This window comes from Parageobacillus caldoxylosilyticus (assembly GCF_019272935.1).
GTDB lineage: Bacteria > Bacillota > Bacilli > Bacillales > Anoxybacillaceae > Saccharococcus > Saccharococcus caldoxylosilyticus.
Window position 1 is genome coordinate 1,840,664 of the sequence record NZ_CP040553.1, and the last position, 25,758, is coordinate 1,866,421.

Below are 25,758 nucleotides of genomic sequence, written 5' to 3' on the forward strand. Positions count from 1 at the left end.
GGAGGAAAGGATGGCACATATTTATCGTCCGAAACATCACGTGCGGTTTGTGACGGCGTCAAGCTTATTTGACGGCCATGACGCGTCGATTAACATCATGCGCCGCATTTTGCAGGCGAGCGGCGCGGAAGTCATTCATTTAGGGCACAACCGTTCCGTAGATGAAATTGTCAATGCCGCGATCCAGGAGGATGTGCAAGGAATTGCTGTCTCCTCTTATCAAGGCGGGCATATGGAATTTTTTAAATATATGTACGACCTGCTGCAAGAGCGCGGCGCTTCCCATATCCGCATTTACGGCGGCGGAGGCGGCGTCATTATTCCGCGCGAAATCAAGGAGCTGCATGAATACGGCATCGCCCGCATCTTTTCGCCGGAAGACGGCCGCCGTTTTGGGCTGCAAGGCATGATTAACATTATGCTCGAAGAATGCGATTTTCCGACCGTTACCGAAATCACTGACGAATTAGAACGGCTCCCAAATGGAGATGTCCAAGCGATCGCGCGTTTAATTACGTTATGCGAAAGCCGCGTCGATGTTTCAAGCGAAGCGGCGGCAACGGCGGAGGCGGCGCTAGAAAAGGTGAAAACGATGGCCAAAGCGGTGCCGGTTCTCGGCATTACCGGCACGGGCGGAGCAGGGAAAAGCTCGCTGACCGATGAGTTAGTGCGCCGTTTCTTAAACGAAATTCCAGATATCAAAATCGCGATTTTATCGATTGATCCGACGAAACAAAAAACGGGCGGCGCTTTGCTTGGTGACCGCATCCGCATGAATGCCATCAACTCGCCGCGCGTCTATATGCGCAGCCTAGCGACGCGCAATTCCCGCTCGGAGCTGTCGCTTGCGATTCGCGATGCCATTTCTGTTGTCAAAGCGGCAGGTTTTGATTTAATTATCGTCGAAACGAGCGGAATCGGCCAAGGCGATGCTGCGATTACGGAAATATGCGATATTTCGATGTATGTCATGACGAGCGAATTCGGCGCGCCGACGCAGCTTGAGAAAATCGATATGATTGACTACGCCGATTTAATCGTCATCAACAAATTTGAGCGCAAAGGGTCGGAAGATGCGAAACGCCAAGTGCAAAAACAATATCAGCGCAGCCACCAGCTATTTGATAAAGATCTTTCGGAAATGCCGGTCTACGGCACGATCGCCAGCCAATTTAACGATCCGGGAACGAACACGCTGTTTGTCGCACTGGTCGACCTGATCAATCAAAAAGCGGGAACGAACTGGAAAACGAACTTGAAAACGGTAGCGAACGTCGAAAAGCATAACGTCATCATTCCAAGTGAGCGGCGCCATTACTTGCGGGAAATTACGGAAACGGTCCGCAACTATCATAAGCGCGTCGAACAACAGTCCGAACTCGCGCGCCGTCTTTTCCAAATTGAAGGGGCGATCGAAGCGGCAAAAGAACGCGGCGAAAGCGAAGAAATGATCGCGGCGCTCGAGGCGCTCAAGCAGCATTATGAAAACGAACTCACGCCGGAATCGAAACGGATTCTTGCGTCATGGGAAGATTTGAAAGCGAAATATGCGGGAAAACAGTTTGTGACCAAAGTGCGCGATAAGGAAATTGTTACCGACTTAACGACAAAAAGCTTGTCGGGACTCGATATTCCGAAAGTAGCATTGCCGAAATTTAAAGATTACGGCGAAATTTTGCGCTGGGTATACAAAGAAAACGTCCCAGGCTCGTTCCCATATACAGCCGGCGTCTTTCCGTTTAAGCGGCAAGGCGAAGATCCGAAACGGCAGTTTGCCGGCGAAGGCACGCCGGAGCGGACGAATCGCCGCTTCCACTATCTCTGCAAAGAAGATAAAGCAAAGCGGTTAAGCACCGCGTTCGATTCGGTTACGCTGTATGGCCAAGACCCGGATTACCGTCCGGATATCTTTGGTAAAGTTGGCGAAAGCGGCGTCAGCGTCTGTACGCTCGATGATATGAAAAAGCTGTATAAAGGCTTTGATTTGTGTGATCCGCTGACATCGGTATCGATGACGATCAACGGTCCGGCGCCGATTATTTTAGCGATGTTTATGAACACGGCGATCGACCAGCAAGTCGAAAAGCGGGAAAAAGAGCTAGGCCGTCCGCTGACGGAAGAAGAATACGAAGAAGTAAAAGCGTATACGCTGCAAACGGTGCGCGGCACAGTCCAAGCTGATATTTTAAAAGAAGACCAAGGGCAAAATACGTGTATTTTCTCGACCGATTTCGCCTTGAAAATGATGGGCGACATTCAAGAATATTTTATTAAACATAAAGTGCGCAACTATTATTCGGTATCCATCTCGGGCTACCATATCGCCGAAGCGGGCGCCAATCCGATTACCCAGTTGGCGTTTACGCTCGCCAACGGCTTTACGTACGTCGAATATTATTTAAGCCGCGGCATGAAAATCGATGATTTCGCGCCAAACCTTTCCTTCTTCTTCAGCAATGGTCTAGATCCGGAATATTCGGTGATCGGCCGTGTGGCGCGCCGCATTTGGGCGATCGTCATGCGCGAAAAATACGGGGCAAACGAACGGAGCCAAAAGCTAAAATACCATATTCAAACATCCGGCCGTTCGCTCCATGCGCAGGAAATCGATTTTAACGATATCCGCACGACGCTGCAGGCGTTAATGGCGATTTACGATAACTGCAACTCGCTCCATACGAACGCCTATGACGAAGCGATCACCACACCGACCGAGGAGTCGGTCCGTCGGGCGATGGCGATCCAGCTCATCATCACGAAGGAGTTTGGTCTGGCGAAAAATGAAAATCCGCTTCAAGGCTCGTTCATTATTGAAGAGCTGACCGATTTAGTAGAAGAAGCGGTATTGCAGGAATTTGAGCGCCTCAACGACCGCGGCGGCGTGCTCGGCGCAATGGAAATGCAATATCAGCGTGGAAAAATCCAAGAAGAATCGATGTATTACGAGACGAAAAAACACAGCGGCGAGCTTCCGATCATCGGCGTCAATACGTTCCTCAATCCGAATCCGCCGTCGGAAGAGGAATTAAACAACATCCAGCTCGCGCGTGCAACATATGAAGAAAAAGAATTGCAAATTAAAAACTTGCGTGAATTCCAAGAGAGAAATAAAGATAAGGTGGAGGCGGCGCTAGAGCGTCTTAAGCAGGTGGCGGTAAGCGGCGGCAATATTTTCGAAGAGTTAATGGAAACAGTGAAAGTCGCCAGCCTTGGACAAATTACACGCGCCCTTTATGAAGTGGGCGGGCAATACCGCCGCAACATGTAAATGCGGAAAAGGAAATCGCTTGCCGATTTCCTTTTTTCGTGCCATAAAACGAGAAATGGCCGCGGGAAATGTAGGTGAGGGCAATGGTCCGTACCCTATCAAACATCAAAGCTAGAAATGTGCATTTTTTTTCTGCAAATAGGTAGCATAAACAGCAAGAATTTGTTTATAATGAATGGTATGTATTCAACTCGCATTCATTCGTTAGTTTATTACGTAGAAGGGGAGTGCCGAATTTGAGTCTGCAGCAATACTCTCAAGAGGAATTGCGGGAAATGTCATTTGTGGAACTCGCTAGTCTCATTTTGTCAGAAAAAAGGGAAGCGTTATCGTTCCAACAGCTTGTAGACGAAGTTGCTGCGCTAATTGGTTTATCGGAGCAGGAAGTAAAACAGCGGCTTGCTCAGTACTATACAGATTTAAATATCGACGGGCGTTTTATTTGCGTCGGGGAAAATGTCTGGGGGCTGCGTACTTGGTATCCGTTTGATCAAACGGAAGACGAAACGGTCATGGTGACGAAGCCGAAGAAGAAAAAAGCGCTTGATGATGAGTATGATGATTACGATGATCTTCTTGATGAAGAAGATATCGATTACGATGATCTCGACGAATATGACGAGGACGATCTTGATTTGGATGAAGATGAGCTTCTTGAGGACGACGAATTCGATCTCGACGATGATGTCGAGTTTGACGATGAAATTCTTGACAACGATGAGTTCGGCTTAGGAGATGATGAGCTGGACGAAGAGCTCGAGATCGATGACCCTAAAGAAGACGAATAATATTCTCTTGACTTTGCCAATAGAACTAGATAGAATTTTATTTGGGCTCTTAAAAACAGGAAAAACTATATCGCTCCCTTACATATTGTAAGCGGAGCGTTTTTTATTTGTGTTATTGGCACACACTGAAACTGCTACATGCAATTTGGCAAGGGGGAAGACAAGATGACAAAATATATTTTTGTGACTGGCGGTGTCGTATCCTCGTTAGGAAAAGGGATTACGGCGGCATCGTTAGGCCGGCTGTTAAAAAACCGAGGATTAAATGTCACGATCCAAAAGTTTGACCCGTACATTAATGTCGATCCGGGAACGATGAGTCCGTATCAGCACGGTGAGGTGTTTGTGACGGACGACGGTGCGGAAACAGACCTTGATTTAGGCCACTACGAACGTTTTATCGATATCAACTTAAACAAATACAGCAACGTCACGACCGGAAAAATTTATTCCGCTGTAATCAGAAAAGAGCGCCGCGGCGACTACTTGGGCGGAACGGTGCAAGTCATTCCACACATCACGAATGAAATTAAAGAACGGGTCTTCCGCGCCGGCCGCGAAACAAACGCCGATGTCGTCATTACAGAAATCGGCGGCACGGTCGGCGATATCGAGTCGTTGCCGTTTTTAGAAGCGATCCGCCAAATAAAAAGCGATGTTGGCCGCGAAAACGTGATGTACATTCATTGCACACTCGTTCCGTATATTAAAGCGGCTGGCGAAATGAAAACAAAACCGACGCAGCATAGTGTCAAAGAATTGCGCAGCCTCGGCATTCAGCCAAACGTCATCGTCGTCCGCACGGAAATGCCAATGCCGCAAGAAATGAAAGAGAAAATCGCGCTATTTTGCGATATTGATCCGAAGGCAGTCATTGAAGCGCGCGACGCCGATACGTTATACGCGGTTCCGCTGATGCTTCAGGAGCAAAAACTCGACCAAATCGTTTGCGACCATTTGAAATTAAACTGCAAGGAAGCGGACATGACGGAATGGAAGGCGCTGGTGGAAAAAGTGCGCAATTTGTCGCGGACAACGAAAATTGCGCTGGTCGGAAAATATGTCGAACTGCAAGACGCCTACATTTCCGTCGTCGAAGCGCTGCGCCATGCCGGATACGCGTTTGACACCGATATCGATATTAAATGGATTAACTCTGAACATGTCAGTCGGGAAAATGTCGCCGAATTGTTAGGCGATGCGGACGGCATTCTTGTGCCGGGGGGGTTTGGCGACCGCGGCATTGAAGGGAAAATTGAAGCAATCCGCTATGCGCGTGAACAAAAGGTGCCGTTCCTTGGCATTTGCCTCGGCATGCAGCTTGCTTCCATTGAATTTGCCCGCAATGTCGTCGGGCTAAAAGAGGCGCATTCCGCGGAATTTGACCCGAATACGCCGCATCCGATCATCGATTTGCTGCCGGAACAAAAGGATATCGAAGATTTAGGCGGCACGCTGCGTCTCGGTCTGTATCCTTGCAAGCTTCAAGAAGGAACGCTTGCTTATGAAGCGTATCAGGATGAAGTGATTTATGAACGCCATCGCCACCGTTATGAGTTCAACAATCATTACCGGCAAATGATGGAGCAGCACGGCTTCGTCTTTTCCGGGACAAGCCCGGACGGCCGGCTTGTTGAAATTATTGAACTAAAAGACCACCCATGGTTTGTCGCCGCCCAATTCCATCCGGAATTTACATCGCGTCCGACAAGACCGCAGCCACTGTTCCGCGAATTCGTTAAAGCGTCACTAAAACAATAACGACGCAAAGCAAAACAGGACTATCTTGCATACGGCGAGATAGTCCTGCTTGTTTACTGTGCGTATTCTTCTAAGATGTCATCCATCGTAAGCAGCAGGCAATAGTAGGCAAACGAAGCCGTAATCACCGTCGGCATGCCGATGCGGCTGCCATCGTCTTTCGGAATGACCGGTTTCAGCAATTTACTATCGATATGGACATCGACAATGTCAACTAGTGATGGTTGCTCGTCTTTGACAACAGCGGAAATAGCGGCAATTTCAAGACCTTGTTCTTTTAAGCGTTCGGCAAGGCTGATGGCGTCTTTATCATTGGAAAATCGCGCAATCAATAAAACGCGGTCCGTTTCATCAATATCATCGCGCAGGCGGCCGTTTTCCATTAACCGGGCTGCTTTTGGCAGCGGATCCGGTCCGTAAAGCGCTTCAATCACGACCGCTTCCATTTCATGAAAACCGTGAAGCAAAATGCGGCCGTCGCCGATCACTGCCTGTGCGAGCAGACGCGCTCCGTCTTCGAGCGCCAGCTCTTCTTCTGCGGCAATTTTTTGCAAAAAGCCGATTGTTTGTGTCGCGAAAATTTTCACTATTCGTCCTCCCTTCGTTGCCTATTATACAAAAAACAATGAACGGATGGGAATTTGGCGAAATGGCGAAAAAATCGGCAGGAAATATAGTAGGGAAATGCGAAACTATTAAGGTGGAAGAAAAAAACAAATGAATTGAGGTGCATAATAGATGAGTAAAAAAATTTTGATTGTCGATGATCAATACGGAATCCGCATTTTATTAAACGAAGTGTTTCAGCGGGAAGGCTATACGACATACCAGGCGGCAAACGGGATGCAGGCGCTCGAAATTGTCCGCAAACACCGACCTGATCTCGTATTATTGGATATGAAAATACCTGGCATGGACGGCATTGAAATACTAAAGCGGTTAAAAGAAATTGATCCTGATATAAAAGTCATTATTATGACCGCTTACGGGGAGCTTGACATGATTCAGGAAACAAAGGAATTAGGAGCGATTATGCATTTTGCCAAACCGTTTGATATTGACGATTTGCGCACGGCTGTAAAGAAACATTTAGTGTCATAAATTTGTCTAAAGTGACAATGTTGCTGTTTTCTTTGTAAGTTGGTATGCTTATAGCGTAGGACAATTTTACGCCTTTCATACATACCCTTGTTGGAATGGCGCATAGCTATGTTTAGGAAAGGCGATGACGTTAGAACATAAGGAGGATTTGGCAATGCCTTTAGTATCAATGACAGAAATGTTGAACAAAGCGTTGCGCGAAAAATACGCTGTCGGCCAATTTAACATTAACAACTTAGAATGGACACAGGCGATTTTAGCGGCGGCGGAAGAAGAAAAATCACCGGTCATTCTCGGCGTGTCTGAAGGTGCAGCGCGTTATATGAGCGGCTTTAAAACAGTCGTCAATATGGTTAAAGGCTTGATGGAAGATATGAATATTACCGTTCCAGTGGCGATCCACCTTGACCATGGTTCCAGCTTTGAAAAATGTAAAGCAGCTATTGACGCCGGTTTTACTTCCGTTATGATTGACGCCTCCCATCATCCGTTTGAAGAAAACGTCAAAATCACTTCGCAGGTCGTCGAATACGCACATGCGCGCGGCGTATCGGTAGAAGCGGAGCTAGGAACGGTCGGCGGGCAGGAAGACGATGTCGTCGGTGAAGGCATTATTTATGCGGATCCGAAAGAATGTGAAGAATTAGTCAAACGGACAGGCATTGACTGTTTAGCACCTGCTTTAGGTTCGGTTCACGGTCCATACAAAGGAGAGCCAAAGCTAGGGTTCACTGAAATGGAGCAAATTCGCGATTTAACCGGTATTCCGCTTGTGCTGCACGGCGGTACGGGCATCCCGACCGAACAAATTCAACGCGCCATTTCCCTTGGCACCTCAAAAATTAACGTCAATACGGAAAACCAAATCGCGTTTACAAAAGTCGTCCGCGAATTGTTAGCGAAAGACGAAAAAGTATATGATCCGCGCAAAATTATCGGCCCAGGCCGCGACGCAATTAAAGCGACGGTCATCGGGAAAATGCGTGAATTTGGCTCTTCTGGAAAAGCAGTACAATAACCAGCAAAAAAGAAAAACCGCTTGACGGGTAACGTCACTGCGGTTTCTCTTTCTTGCCCCATCAAGGATAAAGGAGGATATCGCCATGAAGTTTTTTATCGATACAGCCAATTTGGAAGAAATTAAAAAGGCGAATGAGCTTGGCATTTTAGCCGGAGTGACGACCAACCCGAGCCTTGTGGCCAAAGAAAACGTTTCGTTTCATGACCGCCTTCGCGAAATTACGTCCATTGTATCGGGATCGGTAAGCGCAGAAGTCATTTCCACCGATGCGAAAGGAATGATTGAAGAAGGCGAAGAATTGGCAAAAATTGCGCCAAACATTACGATCAAGGTGCCAATGACACCGGAAGGGCTGAAAGCGGTAAAAGTATTTAGCGAAAAGGGCATTAAGACGAACGTGACATTAGTGTTCACCGCCAACCAAGCGCTGTTAGCAGCACGTGCTGGAGCAACGTATGTATCCCCGTTTCTCGGCCGTTTAGACGATATTGGTCATAACGGTTTCGAGCTGATTTCCACGATCGCCGACATTTTCAATATCCACGGAATTGACACAGAAATTATCGCAGCATCGATTCGCCATCCGCTTCATGTGACAGAAGCAGCGCTAAGAGGAGCACATATCGCGACGGTCCCGTACAAAGTATTGATGCAATTGTTTAACCATCCGCTTACAGACCAAGGGATTGAAAAGTTTTTGGCTGACTGGAACCGGCAAAAACAGCAGTGAACGGCAATCAATAAACTAAGAGTCAACTTCTCATCAAAGAAGGGAGACTATAATGGAAAAAATCAAAATTATTGGCGGGGATCCGCTGCAGGGGACCATTAAGGTGAGCGGCGCGAAAAACAGCGCCGTCGCCTTGATTCCCGCGACGATTCTCGCCGATTCACCGGTTACGATCGAAGGACTGCCGGACATTTCTGATGTGCGCATTTTAGGGAGCTTAATTGAAGAAATTGGCGGATCGTTCCATTTTGACGGCAAAGAGGCGGTCATCGATCCGACAAATATGGTGCCGATGCCGCTGCCGAATGGAAAAGTAAAAAAATTACGCGCCTCGTATTATTTAATGGGAGCGATGCTCGGTCGTTTCAAAAAAGCGGTCGTCGGCTTGCCGGGCGGCTGCCATTTAGGTCCGCGCCCGATTGACCAGCATATTAAAGGCTTTGAGGCGTTGGGGGCGAAAGTAACAAACGAGCAAGGCGCAATTTATTTGCGTGCCGAAGAATTGCGCGGCGCCCGTATTTTTTTGGATGTTGTCAGCGTTGGAGCGACGATCAACATCATGTTGGCGGCAGTGCGCGCCAAAGGTCGGACGATTATTGAAAACGCTGCAAAAGAACCGGAAATTATTGATGTGGCGACTTTGCTGTCCAATATGGGCGCCAAAATTAAAGGCGCCGGGACGGACGTCATTCGCATCGACGGCGTCGAAAAATTATCGGGCTGCCACCATTCCATTATTCCTGACCGCATTGAGGCCGGCACGTATATGATTGCCGCTGCGGCGATGGGAAAAGAAGTAATCGTCGATAACGTCATTCCGCAGCACGTCGAATCGTTGACAGCAAAATTGCGCGAAATGGGTGTTCGTGTGGAAACAAGCGATGACCAAATTCTCGTCGCAGGGGTGCCGTCATTAAAAGCCGTTGATGTGAAAACGCTTGTATATCCAGGTTTTCCAACGGACTTACAGCAGCCGTTTACCGCTCTTTTATGCAAAGCGCATGGCACGAGCGTTGTTACGGATACGATTTATAGCGCCCGCTTTAAACATGTCGATGAGCTTCGCCGCATGAATGCCAACATCAAAGTCGAAGGCCGTTCGGCTATCATCACCGGTCCCGTTCAACTGCAAGGGGCAAAAGTAAAAGCGAGCGATTTGCGCGCAGGCGCGGCGCTGGTCATTGCCGGCTTGATGGCAGAAGGACTTACAGAAATTGCCGGAGTCGAGCATATTGACCGCGGCTACAGCAATCTTGTCGAAAAGTTGACGAATATTGGGGCGACAATTTGGCGGGAAAAAATGACGGACGAAGAAGTCGAACAGATCAAAAACGCATAAATCCAGGCAACAAAGGGAAGGGGAGAAGTCCATATGGAAAGAAGTTTATCGATGGAGCTTGTCCGTGTCACGGAAGCAGCCGCCCTCGCTGCCGCCAGATGGATGGGGCGCGGCAAAAAGAACGAAGCAGATGATGCCGCCACATCAGCGATGCGCGATGTGTTTGATACAATTCCGATGAAGGGGACCGTAGTGATCGGAGAAGGAGAAATGGATGAAGCGCCGATGCTATATATCGGTGAAAAACTTGGCAACGGTTACGGTCCGCGCGTCGATGTCGCCGTTGATCCGCTCGAAGGAACGAATATCGTTGCATCCGGCGGATGGAACGCCTTAGCCGTCGTCGCTGTCGCTGATCACGGCAATTTGCTGCATGCCCCTGACATGTACATGAATAAAATTGCCGTCGGTCCGGAAGCAGTAGGGATGATTGATATCGAGGCCCCGGTCATCGACAATTTAAAAGCGGTGGCGAAAGCGAAAAACAAAGACATTGAAGACGTTGTCGCCATCGTATTAAATCGCCCTCGCCACGAACGGCTCATCGCTGAGCTGCGCGAAGCAGGGGCACGCATCAAGCTGATTAATGACGGCGATGTCGCCGCTGCCATTAACACGGCATTTGACCATACGGGTGTCGATATTTTATTCGGTTCTGGAGGGGCGCCAGAAGGGGTATTGGCGGCGGTCGCCTTGAAATGCCTCGGTGGCGAAATTCAAGGCCAGCTATTGCCGCAAAATGATGCAGAAGTGGAACGATGCAAAAAAATGGGCATTGACGTCAACAAAGTGCTTCGTATGGAAGACTTAGTCAAAGGGGACGATGCGATTTTTGCCGCCACTGGTGTAACCGACGGAGAACTGTTGCGCGGTGTGCAATTTAAAGGAGCATACGGTCTCACCCATTCCGTTGTCATGCGGGCCAAATCGGGGACGGTTCGCTTTATTGAAGGTCGGCACAGCTTAAAGAAAAAGCCGAACTTAGTCATTAAGTAAATGCACTGTGAGCGGGGGAGAAAGGATGATCGTCGCCCCCGTTTATTTTTACCAGAATTGCTGTGCAGACTCCGCTTCAACGAGTAAAGGGAGGAAGTGGGAGAGGAATTGGCTTCATTTTTATCCTTTCGATCTTCCAATTTGAGCGCAAGTATCCATACTCACAGCGAAGTGTTGCGATTAACCGCTAAAACAGCGAAGATCGCCTGCTAATTTTCGCCTCCATAAAGGTGACGGCGCAGGAGTCTTCCGCCTCTAAGCGCAGTGTAGGTGGGAGAAGTTCAACGCATACTTAAAAAACTATTGATTAAAAAACGGCAAAAAGGGTAAAATAGTCATGCTGCATGTGCATAAAAATAAGCTCTGCCATTCTACTTCCTTAATTTTTTCGCCTTCATCATCTTCTTTTTTATCCCATCCGTTTGAATTTCGTAAAATGAAGAAATGTTCGGTGTGAAATATGGGAGAAAACGAAAAATTGCAAAAGTGTGGTGTCGAAATGGAGCTAACGCTTGCTACATTAGAAAACATGAAATTGAAAGAGCTTTACGAGCTCGCCCGTCAATATAAAATTTCGTATTACAGTAAACTGACAAAAAAAGAGCTTATTTTTGCTATTTTGAAAGCGCGTGCGGAACAAGACGGATTATTTTTTATGGAAGGCGTACTGGAAATCATTCCATCAGAAGGATTTGGCTTTTTGCGTCCTATTAACTATTCTCCAAGTTCGGAAGACATCTATATTTCCGCGTCACAAATCCGCCGTTTTGACTTGCGCAATGGGGATAAAGTATCGGGAAAAGTGCGCCCTCCAAAAGAAAATGAGCGTTATTTCGGACTGCTTCATGTCGAGGCAGTCAACGGCGAGGATCCGGAAGTCGCGAAAGAGCGCGTCCACTTTCCGGCGCTGACGCCGCTATATCCAAACCGGCAAATGAAGTTGGAAACGACTCCGGACAAGCTTTCCACCAGAATCATCGATTTAATTGCCCCGGTCGGATTCGGACAGCGCGGGCTCATTGTTGCTCCGCCAAAAGCCGGGAAAACGATGCTGTTAAAAGAAATCGCTAACAGCATTACCACGAATCATCCAGAAGTAGAGCTGATCGTTCTTCTCATCGACGAACGGCCGGAAGAAGTAACCGATATTGAACGGTCCGTGCAAGGGGATGTCGTCAGCTCGACGTTTGATGAAGTGCCGGAAAACCATATTAAAGTGGCTGAATTAGTGCTAGAACGCGCGATGCGCCTTGTCGAGCATAAGCGCGATGTCGTCATTCTTATGGACAGCATTACGCGGCTGGCGCGCGCCTATAACTTAGTCATCCCGCCGAGCGGCCGCACGCTGTCAGGAGGAATCGACCCGGCAGCGTTCCATCGCCCGAAGCGTTTTTTTGGGGCAGCCCGCAATATCGAAGAGGGCGGCAGCTTGACGATTTTAGCGACTGCGCTCATTGATACGGGATCGCGCATGGACGACGTCATTTACGAAGAATTTAAAGGAACGGGCAATATGGAGCTGCATCTCGACCGCTCGCTGGCAGAGCGCCGCATTTTCCCAGCCATCGATATCCGTCGTTCCGGCACACGCAAAGAAGAGCTGCTTATTCCGAAAGAGCATTTGGAAAAACTATGGGCGATTCGCAAAACGATGTCTGATTCTCCTGATTTCATTGAGCGGTTTTTAAATAAACTCCGCCGCACCAAATCCAACGAAGAGTTCTTTGCTTTGTTGGATGAAGAATGGAAAAATGGAGGAATCACCCGTATATAAAAAGTGCCATGTCTTCCTTTCTGCTCTTATGAGAGAGGAAGAAGTTGGAGTAAATCACTAGTTGCAAAGGAACAGGAAAGTTGTTATAATCTTAATATGTGTGTTTTGGTAAACGCCAATTCATTTTATTGATATATCAACTCTGTTTCGAAATGATACAGGGCGGAAGGAGATGAAAAGAATGAAACCAGGAATTCATCCAGAGTACAAAAAAGTCATCGTACGCTGCGCATGCGGAAACGAATTCGAAAGCGGTTCTGTAAAAGATGAATTGCGCGTAGAAATCTGCTCAGAATGCCATCCATTCTATACAGGACGTCAAAAATTTGTTTCTGCAGCAGGACGTGTTGATAAATTCAACAAAAAATACGGCTTGAAATAAGAAAAGCGGAGGCGAGCCGCTTGGCGGCAGAAGCCGTCACGTCCTAGCGCAATGAAATAAAAAACAGGCAAGCGACCCGTTTACTTGCCTGTTTTTTTATGCCAAAACGAGGTACAATAACAGATACATACGCCGGCAGACGAGAACGAAGGGAGAGGCATTTTTCATGTATATTATGAAACAGTCCGGCTGGTTGGAAGTCATTTGCGGAAGCATGTTTTCCGGAAAATCGGAAGAATTAATCCGCCGCGTGCGCCGCGCGCAGTTTGCCAAGCAGGAAGTGAAAGTGTTCAAGCCGACAATCGACAACCGCTACAGCGAAGAAGCGGTCGTATCACATAACGGCAATTCGGTGATTGCCATTCCGGTTTCCTCGCCGCAAGAAATTTTTGAGCATATTTCGGAAGAAACAGACGTTATTGCCATCGATGAAGTGCAGTTTTTTTCCACCGACATTGTCGATGTCGTGCAAACGTTGGCGGACCGTGGCTATCGCGTCATTGTCGCGGGGTTGGACCAGGATTTCCGTGGCGAACCGTTTGGGCCGGTGCCAACGCTCATGGCGGTTGCCGAATCGGTCACCAAACTGCAAGCCGTCTGCACCGTATGCGGCTCCCCGGCAAGCCGGACGCAGCGGCTCATTAACGGTGTTCCCGCCTCTTATGATGATCCGGTGATTTTAGTAGGCGCCAGCGAGGCATACGAACCACGCTGCCGCCATCATCATGAAGTTCCCGGCAAACCGGTGAAAATGGACAAAACAAATCATCATTTCGCGCGATAAAACGGCGAATCCTACCATCTATATTTTGAAGCGTACAGGAAAACCTAACAGCAGGGAGGCGAAAAAGAATGAGAAGCATACTGCTGTTAGGTTTTGTTCTTTTGCTTTCCGCTTGTTCATTAAATCCGGACCATCCTTCGTACCGTCAGCAAAGCGAAGATCGCAACGGGACAAGGCTAATTACGGATGATAAAGCGCAAAGCGGTTATGATCGCTATTTATATAACAACTTTGATGACCCGGAAAAAACGCGGCAAAACCCGAATTTTATCAGTATCACTGACGGAAGCGAAAATCAGCATGCCGACATTCGCAAAGCGGTGCAAGTGATCGAAACGTACACCGATTACAGACCAGGATCGGTTTGGATGAATGGAAACAACATGTACGTGACCGTCCACGTCCCTTCGTCGCTAACAGCCGAACAGCGGGAAAAAGAGCGGACGCGGATTCACAAACTGTTGATAAGAGCGATTCCGACGTACGATATTCATGTGCGTTTACATTAAGGATTCATCTTCTGAGAAGATGAATCTTTTTTTATCCATATGATGAGGCGACCTGTTGTCGTTTCTCCGGTAAAGGCGATTTTAGCGATACGTGAATTCGAAGCTAGAGGTTTTCCAGCTTCAAGACCAAATCCATTAACGACATTTAGTACCCCTGGCGGCAATAGATCACCGATCAGTTCCATTAGCACCATAATGGAAGCGGGAGTTTGCTCTGCTGGTTTTAACACAATACAATTGCCCGCTGCCAGTGCGGGAGCGATTTTCCATGCGGCCATTAATAACGGAAAGTTCCAAGGAATAATTTGTCCAACAACGACCAACGGTTCATGGAAATGATAAGCTACTGTATCATCATCAATTTGGCTGATCGTACCTTCTTGAGCGCGGATAGCTCCGGCAAAGTAACGAAAATGATCAATACATAACGGTAAGTCAGCATTCAACGTTTCTCGAATCGCTTTACCATTGTCCCACGTTTCCGCTACCGCCAGCATTTCTAGATTAGCCTCAATGCGATCGGCAATTTTATTTAAAATTAACGCTCTTTCCGCTGGAGAAGTTTTTCCCCATGATTCCTTTGCAGCATGGGCAGCGTCTAGCGCTAACTCAATATCTTCTGCTTGGGAGCGAGCGACTTCACAAAACACTTCGCCAGTTACAGGGGTGATATTTTCGAAATATTGCCCTCCAATAGGCGGAACCCATTCACCATTAATATAATTATCATATCTTGTTTTAAATTGTACTTTTGCGTCTTTTTCTCCTGGGCGGCTATAAATCATACTTTTTCCCTCCTATAATGTCATTTTGAATAGGGAGTGGTCAAAAAGACCGCCTCCCGTGTGGAGCATATGTTCCATTAACGGTTTATACCAATGGTTAAAACGACCCGGCCGTTAATTTTTCCTTTTTCCATTCTCTCAAATACTTCATTGATTTTTTCTAATGGAGCGGTTTCTACAATAGGGCGTACTTTTCCCTTCGCAGCGAAATCCAACGCTTCTTGCATATCTTTTCTTGTACCGACGATGGATCCTTTCACCGTAATCCCATTTAATACCGTATCGAAAATAGGAATCGGCAGTTCATCATTAGGCAATCCAACAACAACAAGACATCCGCCGCGTCTTACGGATTTATAGGCTTGTTCGAACGCTTTTTTCGTTACGGCAACACTAATGGCAGCATGCACTCCGCCTACTTTTTGATGAATAGCTTCTACTGGATCCTCTTTTAGTCCATTAATGGCAATATCGGCCCCCAACTGTTTGGCAAGATCGATTTTTTCGTCACTAATATCAACCGCGACAACGTTTAATCCCATTGCTTTTGCGTATTGAAGGGCAATATGCCCTAATCCTCCGATCCCGTAAATGGCTACCCATTCTCCTGGTTTGGCGTTAGACACCTTTAGCGCTTTGTATGTCGTTACTCCTGCGCAGAGAATCGGCGCGACTTCTACTGGATCCAAATTTTCTGGAATTTTTGCGACATAATCGGCAGGTGCTTTGCAGTATTCCGCATATCCCCCATCGACGGAATATCCGCCGTTTAATTGATGTGGGCAAAGTGTTTCTTGTCCGCTCAAGCAATATTCACATTCTCCGCAAGCGGAGTATAGCCATGGAACACCGACACGGTCACCTACTTTAACGGATTTTACTCCTTCTGCTACTTCGACAACAATCCCTACCCCTTCGTGTCCAGGAATTAAAGGCAATTTTGGCTTGACTGGCCAGTCTCCGTGCGCAGCATGCAAATCGGTGTGGCAAACCCCGCAAGCTTCAATTTTGATAAGTACTTCTCCGTAGTTTAGCTTCGGTTTTTCCACCTCTTTAATTTCTAGTTTTTGCTTAAATTCATTGACTACTGCTGCTTTCATTCTCCCTACCCCTTTCTAAATTTCAAAAAGTTTCACTAGTTTATCCTGCAAAAACTATGCCAATAGAAAAAACCGGTTTTTCTATGACAAATTCACATGTTTTGCCGAATTTTTGTTAAAATTGAACGAAATTTCGATAATTTTTTGCTAATTTTCGTAATATTCATTCGATTTGTTTGTTCAACTCTCTTATATATACACTTTTCTGTTTTATATATTTGGGATATAATAATAAATTAGACTGTGCATGGAAAACAGAGGTGAAAAACGTGTTTGATCGTCTTGAAGCGGTAGAAGAACGTTATGAAAAATTAAATCAACTCCTGATGGATCCGGAAGTCATTAATGATCCGAAAAAACTCCGCGACTATTCGAAAGAGCAGGCGGATTTACAAGAAACGGTACAGACGTACCGCGAATACAAATCGGTTCGCAAACAGCTGGCAGATGCGAAAGCAATGCTGGAGGAAAAACTCGATCCGGAGCTGCGCGAAATGGTAAAGGAAGAAATTGATGAGCTGGAGCAGCGCGAAGAAGAGCTCGTCAATAAGCTGAAAGTGCTTCTGTTGCCGAAAGACCCGAACGATGAGAAAAACGTCATTATGGAAATCCGCGCAGCGGCGGGCGGCGAGGAGGCGGCGCTGTTTGCCGGCGATTTGTACCGGATGTATACGCGCTACGCCGAATCGCAAGGATGGAAGACAGAAGTCATTGAAGCAAGTCCGACTGGATTGGGCGGATATAAAGAAATTATTTTTACAATCATTGGAAAAGGTGCGTATTCCAAGCTGAAATACGAAAACGGCGCACACCGTGTGCAGCGCGTCCCGGAAACGGAATCTGGCGGACGTATTCACACATCGACAGCAACCGTTGCTTGTTTGCCGGAAATGGAAGAAATCGAAGTGGAAATCAACGAAAAAGACATTCGCGTCGATACGTTCGCTTCGAGTGGGCCGGGGGGACAAAGCGTCAACACGACGATGTCGGCCGTCCGCTTGACTCATATTCCAACCGGCATTGTGGTCACCTGCCAGGATGAAAAATCGCAAATTAAAAACAAAGAAAAAGCGATGAAAGTATTGCGCGCCCGCATTTATGACAAATACCAGCAGGAAGCGCGCGCCGAATACGATCAGACGCGCAAGCAGGCGGTCGGAACAGGAGATCGTTCCGAGCGAATCCGTACGTATAACTTTCCGCAAAACCGCGTCACCGACCATCGCATCGGGCTGACGATTCAAAAGCTTGACCAAGTGCTCGATGGGAATCTTGATGAAATCATTGAAGCGCTGATCTTAGATGATCAAGCGAAAAAATTGGAGCAGGCTAATGATGCATCGTAACATTTACGAAGTCCTCACATGGGCTTCTTCTTTTTTAAAGCAGCACGGAAAAGAAGAGCGGGTGGCGGAACTGTTGCTTTGCCATCATTTGCGGCTGACAAGAGCCCAGCTGTTGGCGCGGCTGCGCGATCCGATCGATGGAAGCGTGCATCAATCATTTATGGCGGATGTTCATAAGCATGTGTACGAACACGTTCCAGTTCAGCACTTAATTGGTTACGAACATTTTTACGGCCGTCCGTTTCTTGTCAACCGCCACGTGCTCATTCCGCGTCCGGAAACAGAAGAATTAGTACAAGGCGTGTTAACAAGAATTTCACATTTATTTCCAGATAATCACCAATTGGATGTTGTCGATGTCGGCACGGGAAGCGGGGCGATTGCGGTAACGCTTGCCTTAGAAAATCCGGCGCTGCGCGTGACGGCTATTGACATTTCGCGAGAAGCCTTGCGGGTGGCAGCACAAAATGCGGAGCGTCTTGGCGCCAAAGTCGCTTTTTTACGCGGCGATTTGTTGCAGCCGCTTATCGAAGCAAACCGCAAAGTAGACGTCGTTGTCTCCAACCCACCCTATATTCCAGAAGGCGACATCGCTTTGCTGTCCCCTATTGTAAAGGATCATGAACCTTTTGCGGCGCTTGCCGGCGGTGAGGACGGTCTTGCGTTTTACCGCCGCTTTGCCCGCGAACTGCCTCTTGTGCTAAAAGAACGGGCGCTTGTGGCGTTTGAAGTGGGAGCCGGGCAAGGGGAGGCGGTTGCCGCATTGCTGAAGGAGGCATTTCCGCCGGCGAACGTCGAAGTTGCTTTCGACATCAATGGAAAAGACCGAATGGTATATGCGACGTTACAATAACATTTTTTGGATTTTTGATGAACGAAGGCAAGTCACCGACTTGCCTTCTTGTTTGAGCGGGATCCGCTTGGCATTGGTCCGCGCGGCGCTAAAACGTGGATGCTGATGGATGGACATTGCCCCTTTATATCCAAATGGATTAAAAAAGTGATTTTTTTAGATTGATAGAGTTTAAAATTGGCTCACACTGTCCACAATGAAGAGTGAAAGGACGGTGTCAAACAATGAGCCAAAAAAAGCTTGCCATTGTTTTATATATATTACTATTAATGATTGGTGTACTCGTCAATGTATACGGCCATCAAACAGAGGCGGGGGCAAACGCCACGGTGGCGATTCCCGATAAAGCAATCCGCCTGCGCATTTTAGCCAACAGCGACTCCGCCGAAGACCAAGAGCTGAAACATAAAGTCCGCGATGCGGTCAATGCCAAAATTACGAAGTGGGTTGCTGATTTGACGTCTTTTGCCGAGGCAAAGCGGGTTATTCAATCCCATCTTCCTGAAATTGAACAAACGGTTGCAGACGTACTTCGAAAAGAACATAGCGATCAGTCGTATCAAGTCGAGTTCGGCCAAGTCGATTTTCCGACGAAAATTTACGGCAATTTTATATATCCAGCTGGAAAATATGATGCTGTTTTGATTACACTCGGCGAAGGAAAAGGAGCCAACTGGTGGTGCGTGTTATTCCCGCCGCTTTGTTTCCTCGATTTTTCCAATAGCGATGCGGTGCAAATGAGTGAAGCGTCGTCCGTTCAAAATGAGGAAAAGGATAAGAAAAGCGGACAAAGCCGGAAAACTGATGCTGTAACAGACGACGAGAACAAGGAAACAGCGGAAACGGACGGTCAACAAGATGCTGGCAGCAAAGCGGTCAACAAGGAGGTCAAACAAGCAGGCGTTGCACCAACGGCTTCCCCATTTGTCGCGGAACAGGAACAGCCGGTGAAAATAAAGTTTTTCTTGAAAGAACTGATCAGTTATCTCATTCCGTAACGAACTGTGGATGAATGGGGAAGATAACGCATATATCCACAAAGTTGCCCACAAAAATAACATATTTATTCACATATTGTTGATAACTGTATGGAAAGCTTTTCTTTTTTTCTTTGTAAGACTAGAATGTTTTTAGAAATTTACTAGGAAGCAATGACAATGGTAGAGGTGAATAAAGTGAAAACGAATGTTTGGATTGTGGATAATGTTGTTGATAAACAACGCATTTATCCACAAATAAAAGAAGCTGCCCGCCTGCTGCAATGTGGAGAAGTTGTCGCCTTCCCGACGGAGACCGTCTATGGATTAGGAGCGGATGCCACCAATACAACAGCGGTCGAGAAAATTTTTGCGGCCAAAGGCCGACCAAGCGACAATCCGTTAATTGTCCATATCGCCCGCCGCGAACAGCTGGAGTCCATCGTTTCTGACGTTCCCGATATCGCTGACACGCTGATCGAGCGATTTTGGCCGGGGCCGCTGACGCTTATTTTGCCGAAAAAAGAAGGCGTCATTTCTGATCGAGTGACCGCCGGTTTATCAACGGTGGCCGTGCGCATGCCGGCACACCCGGTGGCGCTCGCGCTCATCGAGGAAAGCGGCCTGCCGATAGCAGCTCCAAGCGCCAATCGATCCGGCCGTCCAAGCCCGACAACGGCAGCGCATGTACTTGCCGATTTAGACGGACGCATTGCCGGTGTGGTCGATGGCGGCGAAACAGGGATCGGCGTGGAATCGACGGTGCTTGACTGTACGGCGAAAGTGCCTACCATTTTGCGTCCGGGCGGCATTACAAAAGAAACGCTCGCAGAAGTGATCGGCACGGTCGCCGATGGCAGCGCCGTTACCAACGAACAGGAGGCACCGAAATCGCCGGGAATGAAATATACACATTACGCGCCAAAATCACCAATGATGATTGTGTATGGTTCCCCTTCTTTTTTGCAGACCCTTGTCGACAAGCAGCAGGCGCTCGGCAAAAAGGTCGGCGTGCTGACAACGGAAGAAAACCTTGCATTTTACCGCGCCGATGCCGTATTGGCCTGTGGGTCGCGGCATGATTTACATACGGTAGCCAGCCATTTATATGACACGCTGCGCAAATTTGATCAAACAGATGTGGATATCATTTACAGCGAATCGTTTCCGACAGAAGGAATCGGGACAGCGATTATGAACCGGCTGCAAAAAGCGGCTGGTCATCAGGTGATTGTAGAAGGGGAAACACACTTCTAAACGCTCCCGGACGTGCATATGTTAGCAGTAAGCCAGTCCGGGGAGGGAAAGCAAATGAGCATGTTCATCGGCGAAATCATAGCGCTATCGATGATGGCGTTTGCGTTGGGAATGGACGCATTCTCCGTCGCCTTAGGCATGGGCTTGCTGCGCTTACGCTTAAAACAAATTTTTTATATAGGCGTGATGATCGGTCTTTTTCATATTCTCATGCCGCTGTTTGGCATGGTTGTCGGCCGTTTTTTGTCCCGTCAATTTGGCAGCATCGCCTCGTATATCGGCGGGGCGTTATTGCTGCTGTTGGGAATTCAAATGATTGCCGCATCGTTTAAAAAGGAAGGCGATTCATCCACTTCGCCAAGAGGGATAGGACTTATTTTTTTTGCGTTCAGCGTGAGTCTCGACAGTTTTTCCGTCGGGCTTAGCCTCGGCATTTTTGGAGCAAGAACGATGCTGACGATCTTATTGTTTGGCTTTTTTAGCATGGTGCTGACATGGATGGGACTGATGCTGGGCCGCCATTTTCAGCAGTGGCTTGGCGCTTACGGCGAGGCGCTTGGCGGCAGCATTTTGCTCGCCTTCGGTTTAAAGCTGTTGTTTTCCTTTTGATAAGCGGAAAGACAAAAAAGCTTTTCCAAAAAGACGGGAGTCCACTTTTTGGGAAAGCTTTTTTGATGCGATGCTATATTTTGTTGGTAAATTTTATTATATAATTATCTTATCGCGGATGGGAGCGATAAACAAAGTTAAGAGGTGTTGCTATGTCGTACCGCATTTTATTTGTTTGCACGGGAAACACATGCCGAAGCCCGATGGCGGCTGCGCTTTTGGCGCATAAGCGGCTGCCGGATGTGGAAGTGAAATCGGCGGGGGTATTTGCCACAGAAGGGAGCGATGCCTCGCCCTACGCGAAAGCGGTGTTGAAAGAAAAAGGGATTAACGCCAATCATCGTTCTTCGCTATTAAAGAAGGCAGACGTCGAGTGGGCGACCCATATTTTGACGATGACCGCGGGGCATAAGCAGCTTATTATCGGACAGTTTCCCGAAGCGAAAGAGAAAACGTTTACGCTGAAAGAATTTGTTTCCGGAAAGCAGGGCGATGTATCCGACCCGTTTGGCGGATCGGTAGAAATATACCGCCAGACGAGGGATGAGCTTGCCGCATTGATTGACGGCCTTATCGAGAAACTAGGGGGAAATCCATAGGGGGAAGGGATATGGAAAGGAGAAACAAACGATATCGTTTTAGCTTGCGCCTCAAGCTCGTTGTATTTGCTACCGCATTAGCACTGATCACCTACTCGACCAGCGCGTTTTTTCTTTACATTTTGTATGATGTATTTTTCTCCTCGATAGCTAAAAACGTGTTTACCATTTTGATCTTGCTGCTCGGGATTTTTTGGTCCGGCGTGCTCGCCTATATGGCATCTGGGGTGATTACGAAACCGCTGCAGCGTTTGGAAGAGGCAGCGATGAAAGCGGCAAGCGGGCAAATTAACGAAGATGTCCCGCTCTCGAAATCGGATGATGAAATTCGTTCATTAGGTCTCGCGTTTAACGAAATGCTGCGCAGTTTGCGGTCGATTATACGCAATATCGAAGACAATTTTGCCCGTACGAATGAGAAAGTCGTGGAAATTACGAACGCTTCTGACGTTGCCGTGGGGCGTTCGAAAGAGATCGCGTACACGATTGACGAAATTTCCAAAGGGGCGAACGCTTCCGCCGCCTCGATGCAGACGGCCGCCGAGTCGGTCGAAGATGTTCTCCGCATCGCCGGGCAAGTGCAGGAAAAAGCGGGGCAGTCAGAGCAACTAGCGAAAGAAATGGTAACCGCGCTCCATAAAAGCCGCGAAGTAATCAGCTCGCTGATCGGCGGCATAGAACAATTGGCGCACAATCATCAGATGTCTTTAACGGCTGTGCAGCGGCTTGAGCGGCACGCCAAAGAAGTCGAAAACATTATTTCCCTTGTCGGCGATATTGCCCGGCAAACGAATTTGCTCGCTTTAAACGCTTCGATTGAAGCAGCGCGCGCCGGGGAGCACGGGAAAGGTTTTGCTGTGGTCGCCGAGGAAGTGCGGAAGCTCGCCGATGAAAGCGCCAAGGCTGTGCAAGGAATAGCGGAGCTGATTCAAAGCATCCAAAAAGAAGTCAGCCGCGTTGTCGCGCAAATTCATGAACAAGTCCAAGCGGCCAATGAAGAAGCGGCGAAAGGCGCCAGCACAAACGCGGCGATTGCCGATATGACAAAATCGATTCATGAAGTGGTCCGCGCCGTCCATGAAATTGCTGATTTGGCTAAAGAGCAAATGGTCCATATCGAAAAAGCGGCAGGACAATCGCAAGAAGTCGCGGCGATTGCCGAACAAACTTCTGCCGGAGCGATGGAAGTGGCGGCGGCAACGCAGGAGCAAACTTCCGCTATTGATCATGTCAATGAACTCGCCCGCGAACTCGCGGAACAAGCGGAAAAATTAAAAGCAACGATTGCCCAATTTAGCACAAAATAAAGGAAGAAAGGTCGCCTTTTTTAATAGAAAGAGGTAAAATGAATAAAAAAGGCGGCCTTTTTGCATGATGACGAAACAAAGGAGGAAGCAAAGCATGAAAGTAGCGATTGCCTCAGACCATGGCGGAATCCACATTCGCGAAGAAATTAAACAATTAATGGATGAAATGGGAATTGAATACATTGACCTCGGTTGCAACTGCGAAACGTCGGTCGATTATCCGGATTACGCGATTCCCGTCGCGGAGAAAGTGGCGCGCGGCGAAGTGGACCGCGGCATTTTAATTTGCGGTACGGGAATTGGCATGACGATTGCCGCCAACAAAGTGAAAGGAATTCGCTGTGCGCTTTGCCACGACGTATACAGCGCCAAACTGACGCGTCAGCATAATGACAGCAATATTTTAGCGATGGGCGAACGCGTCATTGGACCGGGGCTGGCGCGCGAAATCGCCAAAGCATGGCTGACGACGGAGTTTGAAGGCGGCCGCCACGCGCGGCGGATCGGGAAAATTAGCGAATACGAAAACAAGTATTTGTAAAATGGGAGGAGTCGCAGCCATGTCTTCCCTACTAGCCGAATGGCAGCAACAATGGCAGACGATTTTGCGCGAATTTCGCCAGCAGGTCCCGCTTTCATCCGAGCATATTCTTGTCATCGGATGCAGCACGAGCGAAGTGATTGGCGAAAAAATTGGCACGGCCGGCTCGACGGAAGTTGCGGCCATGCTGTTTGCTGAACTAAAAAAGTGGCATGACGAAACCGGGATCCAGCTTGCGTTTCAATGCTGCGAACATTTAAACCGCGCCCTCGTTGTCGAAAGAAAAACCGCCTTATCCCGCCAGCTCGAAATCGTCTCGGTCATCCCTGTCCCGTCGGCGGGCGGGTCGATGGCCGCCTATGCGTACCGCCATCTCGCTGATCCAGTCGTTGTCGAATTTATTCAAGCTGACGCCGGCATCGATATCGGCGATACGCTGATTGGCATGCATTTAAAACATGTCGCCGTTCCGGTGCGCGTTTCGCTGAAATGGGTCGGACATGCCCACGTAACCTTGGCGAAAACGCGACCGAAGCTGATTGGCGGCGCCCGAGCCGTCTATTCTTTAGAAAATCCGAATGCTTCCTGCACTTCTTAATCATTTTGTTCATTTTTTCTTTGAATCCAATCGTAAAAAGCTGATAAAATAAAAAGGAATATTCATATATTTCGCATTAAGGGGGAGCTAGTGATGAACTACTTGCCACAACAAGATCCGCAAGTATTTGCCGCGATTGAAAACGAACGGAAACGGCAGCATTCAAAAATCGAATTGATCGCATCAGAAAACTTTGTCAGCCGCGCAGTCATGGAAGCGCAAGGTTCTGTGTTAACGAATAAATATGCGGAAGGCTATCCGGGACGCCGCTACTACGGCGGCTGTGAATACGTCGACGTCGTTGAGGATTTGGCGCGCGAGCGGGCGAAAAAATTGTTTGGCGCCGAGCATGCCAACGTTCAGCCGCATTCCGGCGCGCAGGCAAACATGGCGGTATATTTCACTGTGTTAAAGCATGGGGACACGGTGCTCGGCATGAATTTGTCGCACGGGGGGCATCTGACACACGGCAGCCCGGTCAACTTCAGCGGCATTCAATACAATTTTGTCGAGTATGGCGTCGACCCAGAAACCCATGTTATTGATTACGACGATGTACTTGAAAAGGCGCGCGTACATAAGCCAAAATTAATTGTCGCTGGGGCGAGCGCTTATCCGCGCATCATCGATTTCAAACGGTTCCGGGAGATCGCCGATGAAGTAGGCGCGTACTTGATGGTAGACATGGCGCATATTGCAGGTCTTGTTGCGGCAGGTCTTCATCCGAACCCGGTGCCATATGCGCATTTTGTGACGACCACAACGCACAAAACGCTCCGCGGTCCGCGCGGCGGGATGATTCTTTGCAAAGAAGAGTTTGCCAAACAAATCGATAAAGCGATCTTCCCAGGCATTCAAGGAGGGCCGCTCATGCACGTCATCGCCGCCAAAGCGGTCGCGCTCGGCGAAGCGTTGCAAGACGACTTCAAAACGTATGCGCAAAATATCGTCAACAACGCGAAACGCCTTGCCGAAGCATTGAAAAACGAAGGCTTTACCCTTGTTTCCGGCGGAACGGACAACCACTTGCTGCTCGTTGACTTGCGCCCGCAAGGATTAACTGGAAAAGTGGCGGAAAAAGTGTTGGATGAAGTCGGCATTACCGTGAACAAAAACACGATTCCATACGATCCGGAAAGCCCGTTTGTAACAAGCGGCATCCGCATTGGCACCGCCGCGGTGACGACGCGTGGGTTTGGTTTGGAAGAAATGGATGAAATCGCAAGCATCATCAGCCTCGTCTTAAAACATCATGAAGATGAAGCAAAGCTTGAAGAAGCGCGGCAACGCGTGGCAGCCTTAACAGAAAAATTCCCGTTATACCAAGAATAAA

24 protein-coding genes and 1 pseudogene are annotated in these 25,758 nt (G+C 48.2%); 22 read left to right on the forward strand and 3 right to left on the reverse strand.

From position 1 onward, the window contains the following. Positions 1–10: 10 nt before the first annotated feature. From icmF to BV455_RS09410, 3 genes are all read left to right on the forward strand, one after another. Positions 11–3,268, forward strand: coding sequence for a fused isobutyryl-CoA mutase/GTPase IcmF (icmF, locus tag BV455_RS09400; protein WP_218687947.1), 3,258 nt, complete (start codon positions 11–13; stop codon positions 3,266–3,268). 236 nt (positions 3,269–3,504) lie between these two features. Continuing rightward, a complete protein-coding gene (gene rpoE, locus BV455_RS09405) occupies positions 3,505–4,056 on the forward strand; it encodes a DNA-directed RNA polymerase subunit delta (RefSeq protein ID WP_017436904.1) in 552 nt (183 codons plus the stop codon). Positions 4,057–4,221: 165 nt separating this feature from the next. Beyond that, complete coding sequence (locus BV455_RS09410) at positions 4,222–5,817, forward strand: CTP synthase (RefSeq protein WP_017436903.1); 1,596 nt, start codon at positions 4,222–4,224, stop codon at positions 5,815–5,817. A 53-nt stretch (positions 5,818–5,870) separates the two neighbouring features. On the opposite strand, the gene BV455_RS09415 is transcribed toward BV455_RS09410, so the two are convergent. Continuing rightward, positions 5,871–6,404 (reverse strand): DUF2529 domain-containing protein, encoded by a 534-nt coding sequence (locus tag BV455_RS09415; protein WP_017436902.1) that lies wholly within the window; start codon positions 6,402–6,404, stop codon positions 5,871–5,873. A 151-nt stretch (positions 6,405–6,555) separates the two neighbouring features. Between BV455_RS09415 and BV455_RS09420 the strand changes: the two genes are divergently transcribed. From BV455_RS09420 to BV455_RS09460, 9 genes are all read left to right on the forward strand, one after another. Further along, complete coding sequence (locus tag BV455_RS09420; protein WP_017436901.1) at positions 6,556–6,918, forward strand: response regulator; 363 nt, start codon at positions 6,556–6,558, stop codon at positions 6,916–6,918. A gap of 154 nt (positions 6,919–7,072) precedes the next feature. Then, on the forward strand, positions 7,073–7,936 hold the full coding sequence (locus BV455_RS09425; RefSeq protein WP_042406810.1) for a class II fructose-bisphosphate aldolase: 864 nt from the start codon (positions 7,073–7,075) through the stop codon (positions 7,934–7,936). A gap of 85 nt (positions 7,937–8,021) precedes the next feature. Further along, a complete protein-coding gene (gene fsa / locus BV455_RS09430) occupies positions 8,022–8,669 on the forward strand; it encodes a fructose-6-phosphate aldolase (protein WP_017436899.1) in 648 nt (215 codons plus the stop codon). A gap of 52 nt (positions 8,670–8,721) precedes the next feature. Beyond that, the gene (locus BV455_RS09435; RefSeq protein WP_017436898.1) at positions 8,722–10,008 is read left to right on the forward strand and encodes a UDP-N-acetylglucosamine 1-carboxyvinyltransferase; all 1,287 of its coding nucleotides are present in this window, start codon (positions 8,722–8,724) and stop codon (positions 10,006–10,008) included. A 33-nt stretch (positions 10,009–10,041) separates the two neighbouring features. Next, positions 10,042–11,004: a class II fructose-bisphosphatase gene (gene glpX, locus BV455_RS09440; RefSeq protein WP_017436897.1), complete on the forward strand. Its 963-nt coding sequence runs from the start codon at positions 10,042–10,044 to the stop codon at positions 11,002–11,004. Between the two features lie 499 nt (positions 11,005–11,503). Next, positions 11,504–12,778 (forward strand): transcription termination factor Rho, encoded by a 1,275-nt coding sequence (rho, locus tag BV455_RS09445; RefSeq protein WP_026078614.1) that lies wholly within the window; start codon positions 11,504–11,506, stop codon positions 12,776–12,778. Positions 12,779–12,959: 181 nt separating this feature from the next. Next, positions 12,960–13,160, forward strand: coding sequence for a 50S ribosomal protein L31 (rpmE, locus tag BV455_RS09450; RefSeq protein ID WP_017436895.1), 201 nt, complete (start codon positions 12,960–12,962; stop codon positions 13,158–13,160). Positions 13,161–13,326: 166 nt separating this feature from the next. Next, positions 13,327–13,944 carry a thymidine kinase gene (locus tag BV455_RS09455; protein ID WP_042406806.1) on the forward strand — a complete coding sequence of 206 codons (618 nt, stop codon included), beginning with the start codon at positions 13,327–13,329 and terminating at the stop codon, positions 13,942–13,944. Positions 13,945–14,012: 68 nt separating this feature from the next. After that, entirely contained in the window at positions 14,013–14,453 is a 441-nt protein-coding gene (locus tag BV455_RS09460; RefSeq protein WP_017436892.1) for a hypothetical protein, read from the forward strand. 38 nt (positions 14,454–14,491) lie between these two features. Here the strand turns inward: BV455_RS09460 and adh are convergent. Beyond that, positions 14,492–15,238 (reverse strand): annotated as a pseudogene (gene adh / locus BV455_RS09465) (aldehyde dehydrogenase); the annotation flags it as partial. A 77-nt stretch (positions 15,239–15,315) separates the two neighbouring features. Further along, the gene (gene adhP, locus BV455_RS09470) at positions 15,316–16,338 is read right to left on the reverse strand and encodes an alcohol dehydrogenase AdhP (RefSeq protein WP_017436887.1); all 1,023 of its coding nucleotides are present in this window, start codon (positions 16,336–16,338) and stop codon (positions 15,316–15,318) included. 269 nt (positions 16,339–16,607) lie between these two features. Here adhP and prfA point away from each other — a divergent pair, with 269 nt between their 5' ends. The 10 genes from prfA (at position 16,608) to glyA (ending at position 25,757) form a co-directional block, all read left to right on the forward strand. Next, a complete protein-coding gene (prfA, locus tag BV455_RS09475) occupies positions 16,608–17,684 on the forward strand; it encodes a peptide chain release factor 1 (RefSeq protein ID WP_017436886.1) in 1,077 nt (358 codons plus the stop codon). Continuing rightward, a complete protein-coding gene (gene prmC, locus BV455_RS09480; protein WP_042407017.1) occupies positions 17,674–18,537 on the forward strand; it encodes a peptide chain release factor N(5)-glutamine methyltransferase in 864 nt (287 codons plus the stop codon). The genes prfA and prmC overlap by 11 nt, the downstream gene beginning before the upstream one ends. Before the next feature lie 224 nt (positions 18,538–18,761). After that, complete coding sequence (gene spoIIR / locus BV455_RS09485; protein ID WP_017436884.1) at positions 18,762–19,535, forward strand: stage II sporulation protein R; 774 nt, start codon at positions 18,762–18,764, stop codon at positions 19,533–19,535. 177 nt (positions 19,536–19,712) lie between these two features. Next, the gene (locus BV455_RS09490; protein ID WP_409993692.1) at positions 19,713–20,771 is read left to right on the forward strand and encodes an L-threonylcarbamoyladenylate synthase; all 1,059 of its coding nucleotides are present in this window, start codon (positions 19,713–19,715) and stop codon (positions 20,769–20,771) included. Positions 20,772–20,825: 54 nt separating this feature from the next. Then, a complete protein-coding gene (locus BV455_RS09495) occupies positions 20,826–21,380 on the forward strand; it encodes a manganese efflux pump MntP (RefSeq protein ID WP_017436882.1) in 555 nt (184 codons plus the stop codon). 152 nt (positions 21,381–21,532) lie between these two features. Further along, positions 21,533–21,979 (forward strand): low molecular weight protein arginine phosphatase, encoded by a 447-nt coding sequence (locus tag BV455_RS09500; protein WP_061578888.1) that lies wholly within the window; start codon positions 21,533–21,535, stop codon positions 21,977–21,979. A gap of 11 nt (positions 21,980–21,990) precedes the next feature. Next, positions 21,991–23,286, forward strand: coding sequence for a methyl-accepting chemotaxis protein (locus tag BV455_RS09505; RefSeq protein ID WP_017436880.1), 1,296 nt, complete (start codon positions 21,991–21,993; stop codon positions 23,284–23,286). A 94-nt stretch (positions 23,287–23,380) separates the two neighbouring features. After that, the gene (rpiB, locus tag BV455_RS09510; protein WP_017436879.1) at positions 23,381–23,827 is read left to right on the forward strand and encodes a ribose 5-phosphate isomerase B; all 447 of its coding nucleotides are present in this window, start codon (positions 23,381–23,383) and stop codon (positions 23,825–23,827) included. A 19-nt stretch (positions 23,828–23,846) separates the two neighbouring features. Continuing rightward, entirely contained in the window at positions 23,847–24,425 is a 579-nt protein-coding gene (locus tag BV455_RS09515) for a TIGR01440 family protein (protein ID WP_017436878.1), read from the forward strand. Positions 24,426–24,518: 93 nt separating this feature from the next. Then, positions 24,519–25,757 carry a serine hydroxymethyltransferase gene (glyA, locus tag BV455_RS09520; protein WP_061578889.1) on the forward strand — a complete coding sequence of 413 codons (1,239 nt, stop codon included), beginning with the start codon at positions 24,519–24,521 and terminating at the stop codon, positions 25,755–25,757. Position 25,758 lies beyond the last annotated feature (1 nt).

What these genes read in the sequence shown, in the direction of transcription:
- glyA (WP_061578889.1), top strand. Translation starts at nt 24,519, where the DNA reads ATGAACTACTTGCCACAACAAGATCCGCAAGTATTTGCCGCGATTGAA.
- fsa (WP_017436899.1), top strand. Translation starts at nt 8,022, where the DNA reads ATGAAGTTTTTTATCGATACAGCCAATTTGGAAGAAATTAAAAAGGCG.
- glpX (WP_017436897.1), top strand. Translation starts at nt 10,042, where the DNA reads ATGGAAAGAAGTTTATCGATGGAGCTTGTCCGTGTCACGGAAGCAGCC.
- BV455_RS09455 (WP_042406806.1), top strand. Translation starts at nt 13,327, where the DNA reads ATGTATATTATGAAACAGTCCGGCTGGTTGGAAGTCATTTGCGGAAGC.
- BV455_RS09505 (WP_017436880.1), top strand. Translation starts at nt 21,991, where the DNA reads ATGGAAAGGAGAAACAAACGATATCGTTTTAGCTTGCGCCTCAAGCTC.
- BV455_RS09420 (WP_017436901.1), top strand. Translation starts at nt 6,556, where the DNA reads ATGAGTAAAAAAATTTTGATTGTCGATGATCAATACGGAATCCGCATT.
- spoIIR (WP_017436884.1), top strand. Translation starts at nt 18,762, where the DNA reads ATGAGCCAAAAAAAGCTTGCCATTGTTTTATATATATTACTATTAATG.
- BV455_RS09500 (WP_061578888.1), top strand. Translation starts at nt 21,533, where the DNA reads ATGTCGTACCGCATTTTATTTGTTTGCACGGGAAACACATGCCGAAGC.
- BV455_RS09515 (WP_017436878.1), top strand. Translation starts at nt 23,847, where the DNA reads ATGTCTTCCCTACTAGCCGAATGGCAGCAACAATGGCAGACGATTTTG.
- BV455_RS09495 (WP_017436882.1), top strand. Translation starts at nt 20,826, where the DNA reads ATGAGCATGTTCATCGGCGAAATCATAGCGCTATCGATGATGGCGTTT.
- BV455_RS09435 (WP_017436898.1), top strand. Translation starts at nt 8,722, where the DNA reads ATGGAAAAAATCAAAATTATTGGCGGGGATCCGCTGCAGGGGACCATT.
- rpmE (WP_017436895.1), top strand. Translation starts at nt 12,960, where the DNA reads ATGAAACCAGGAATTCATCCAGAGTACAAAAAAGTCATCGTACGCTGC.
- rho (WP_026078614.1), top strand. Translation starts at nt 11,504, where the DNA reads ATGGAGCTAACGCTTGCTACATTAGAAAACATGAAATTGAAAGAGCTT.
- BV455_RS09425 (WP_042406810.1), top strand. Translation starts at nt 7,073, where the DNA reads ATGCCTTTAGTATCAATGACAGAAATGTTGAACAAAGCGTTGCGCGAA.
- BV455_RS09460 (WP_017436892.1), top strand. Translation starts at nt 14,013, where the DNA reads ATGAGAAGCATACTGCTGTTAGGTTTTGTTCTTTTGCTTTCCGCTTGT.
- adhP (WP_017436887.1), bottom strand. Translation starts at nt 16,338, where the DNA reads ATGAAAGCAGCAGTAGTCAATGAATTTAAGCAAAAACTAGAAATTAAA.
- prmC (WP_042407017.1), top strand. Translation starts at nt 17,674, where the DNA reads ATGCATCGTAACATTTACGAAGTCCTCACATGGGCTTCTTCTTTTTTA.
- icmF (WP_218687947.1), top strand. Translation starts at nt 11, where the DNA reads ATGGCACATATTTATCGTCCGAAACATCACGTGCGGTTTGTGACGGCG.
- rpiB (WP_017436879.1), top strand. Translation starts at nt 23,381, where the DNA reads ATGAAAGTAGCGATTGCCTCAGACCATGGCGGAATCCACATTCGCGAA.
- BV455_RS09410 (WP_017436903.1), top strand. Translation starts at nt 4,222, where the DNA reads ATGACAAAATATATTTTTGTGACTGGCGGTGTCGTATCCTCGTTAGGA.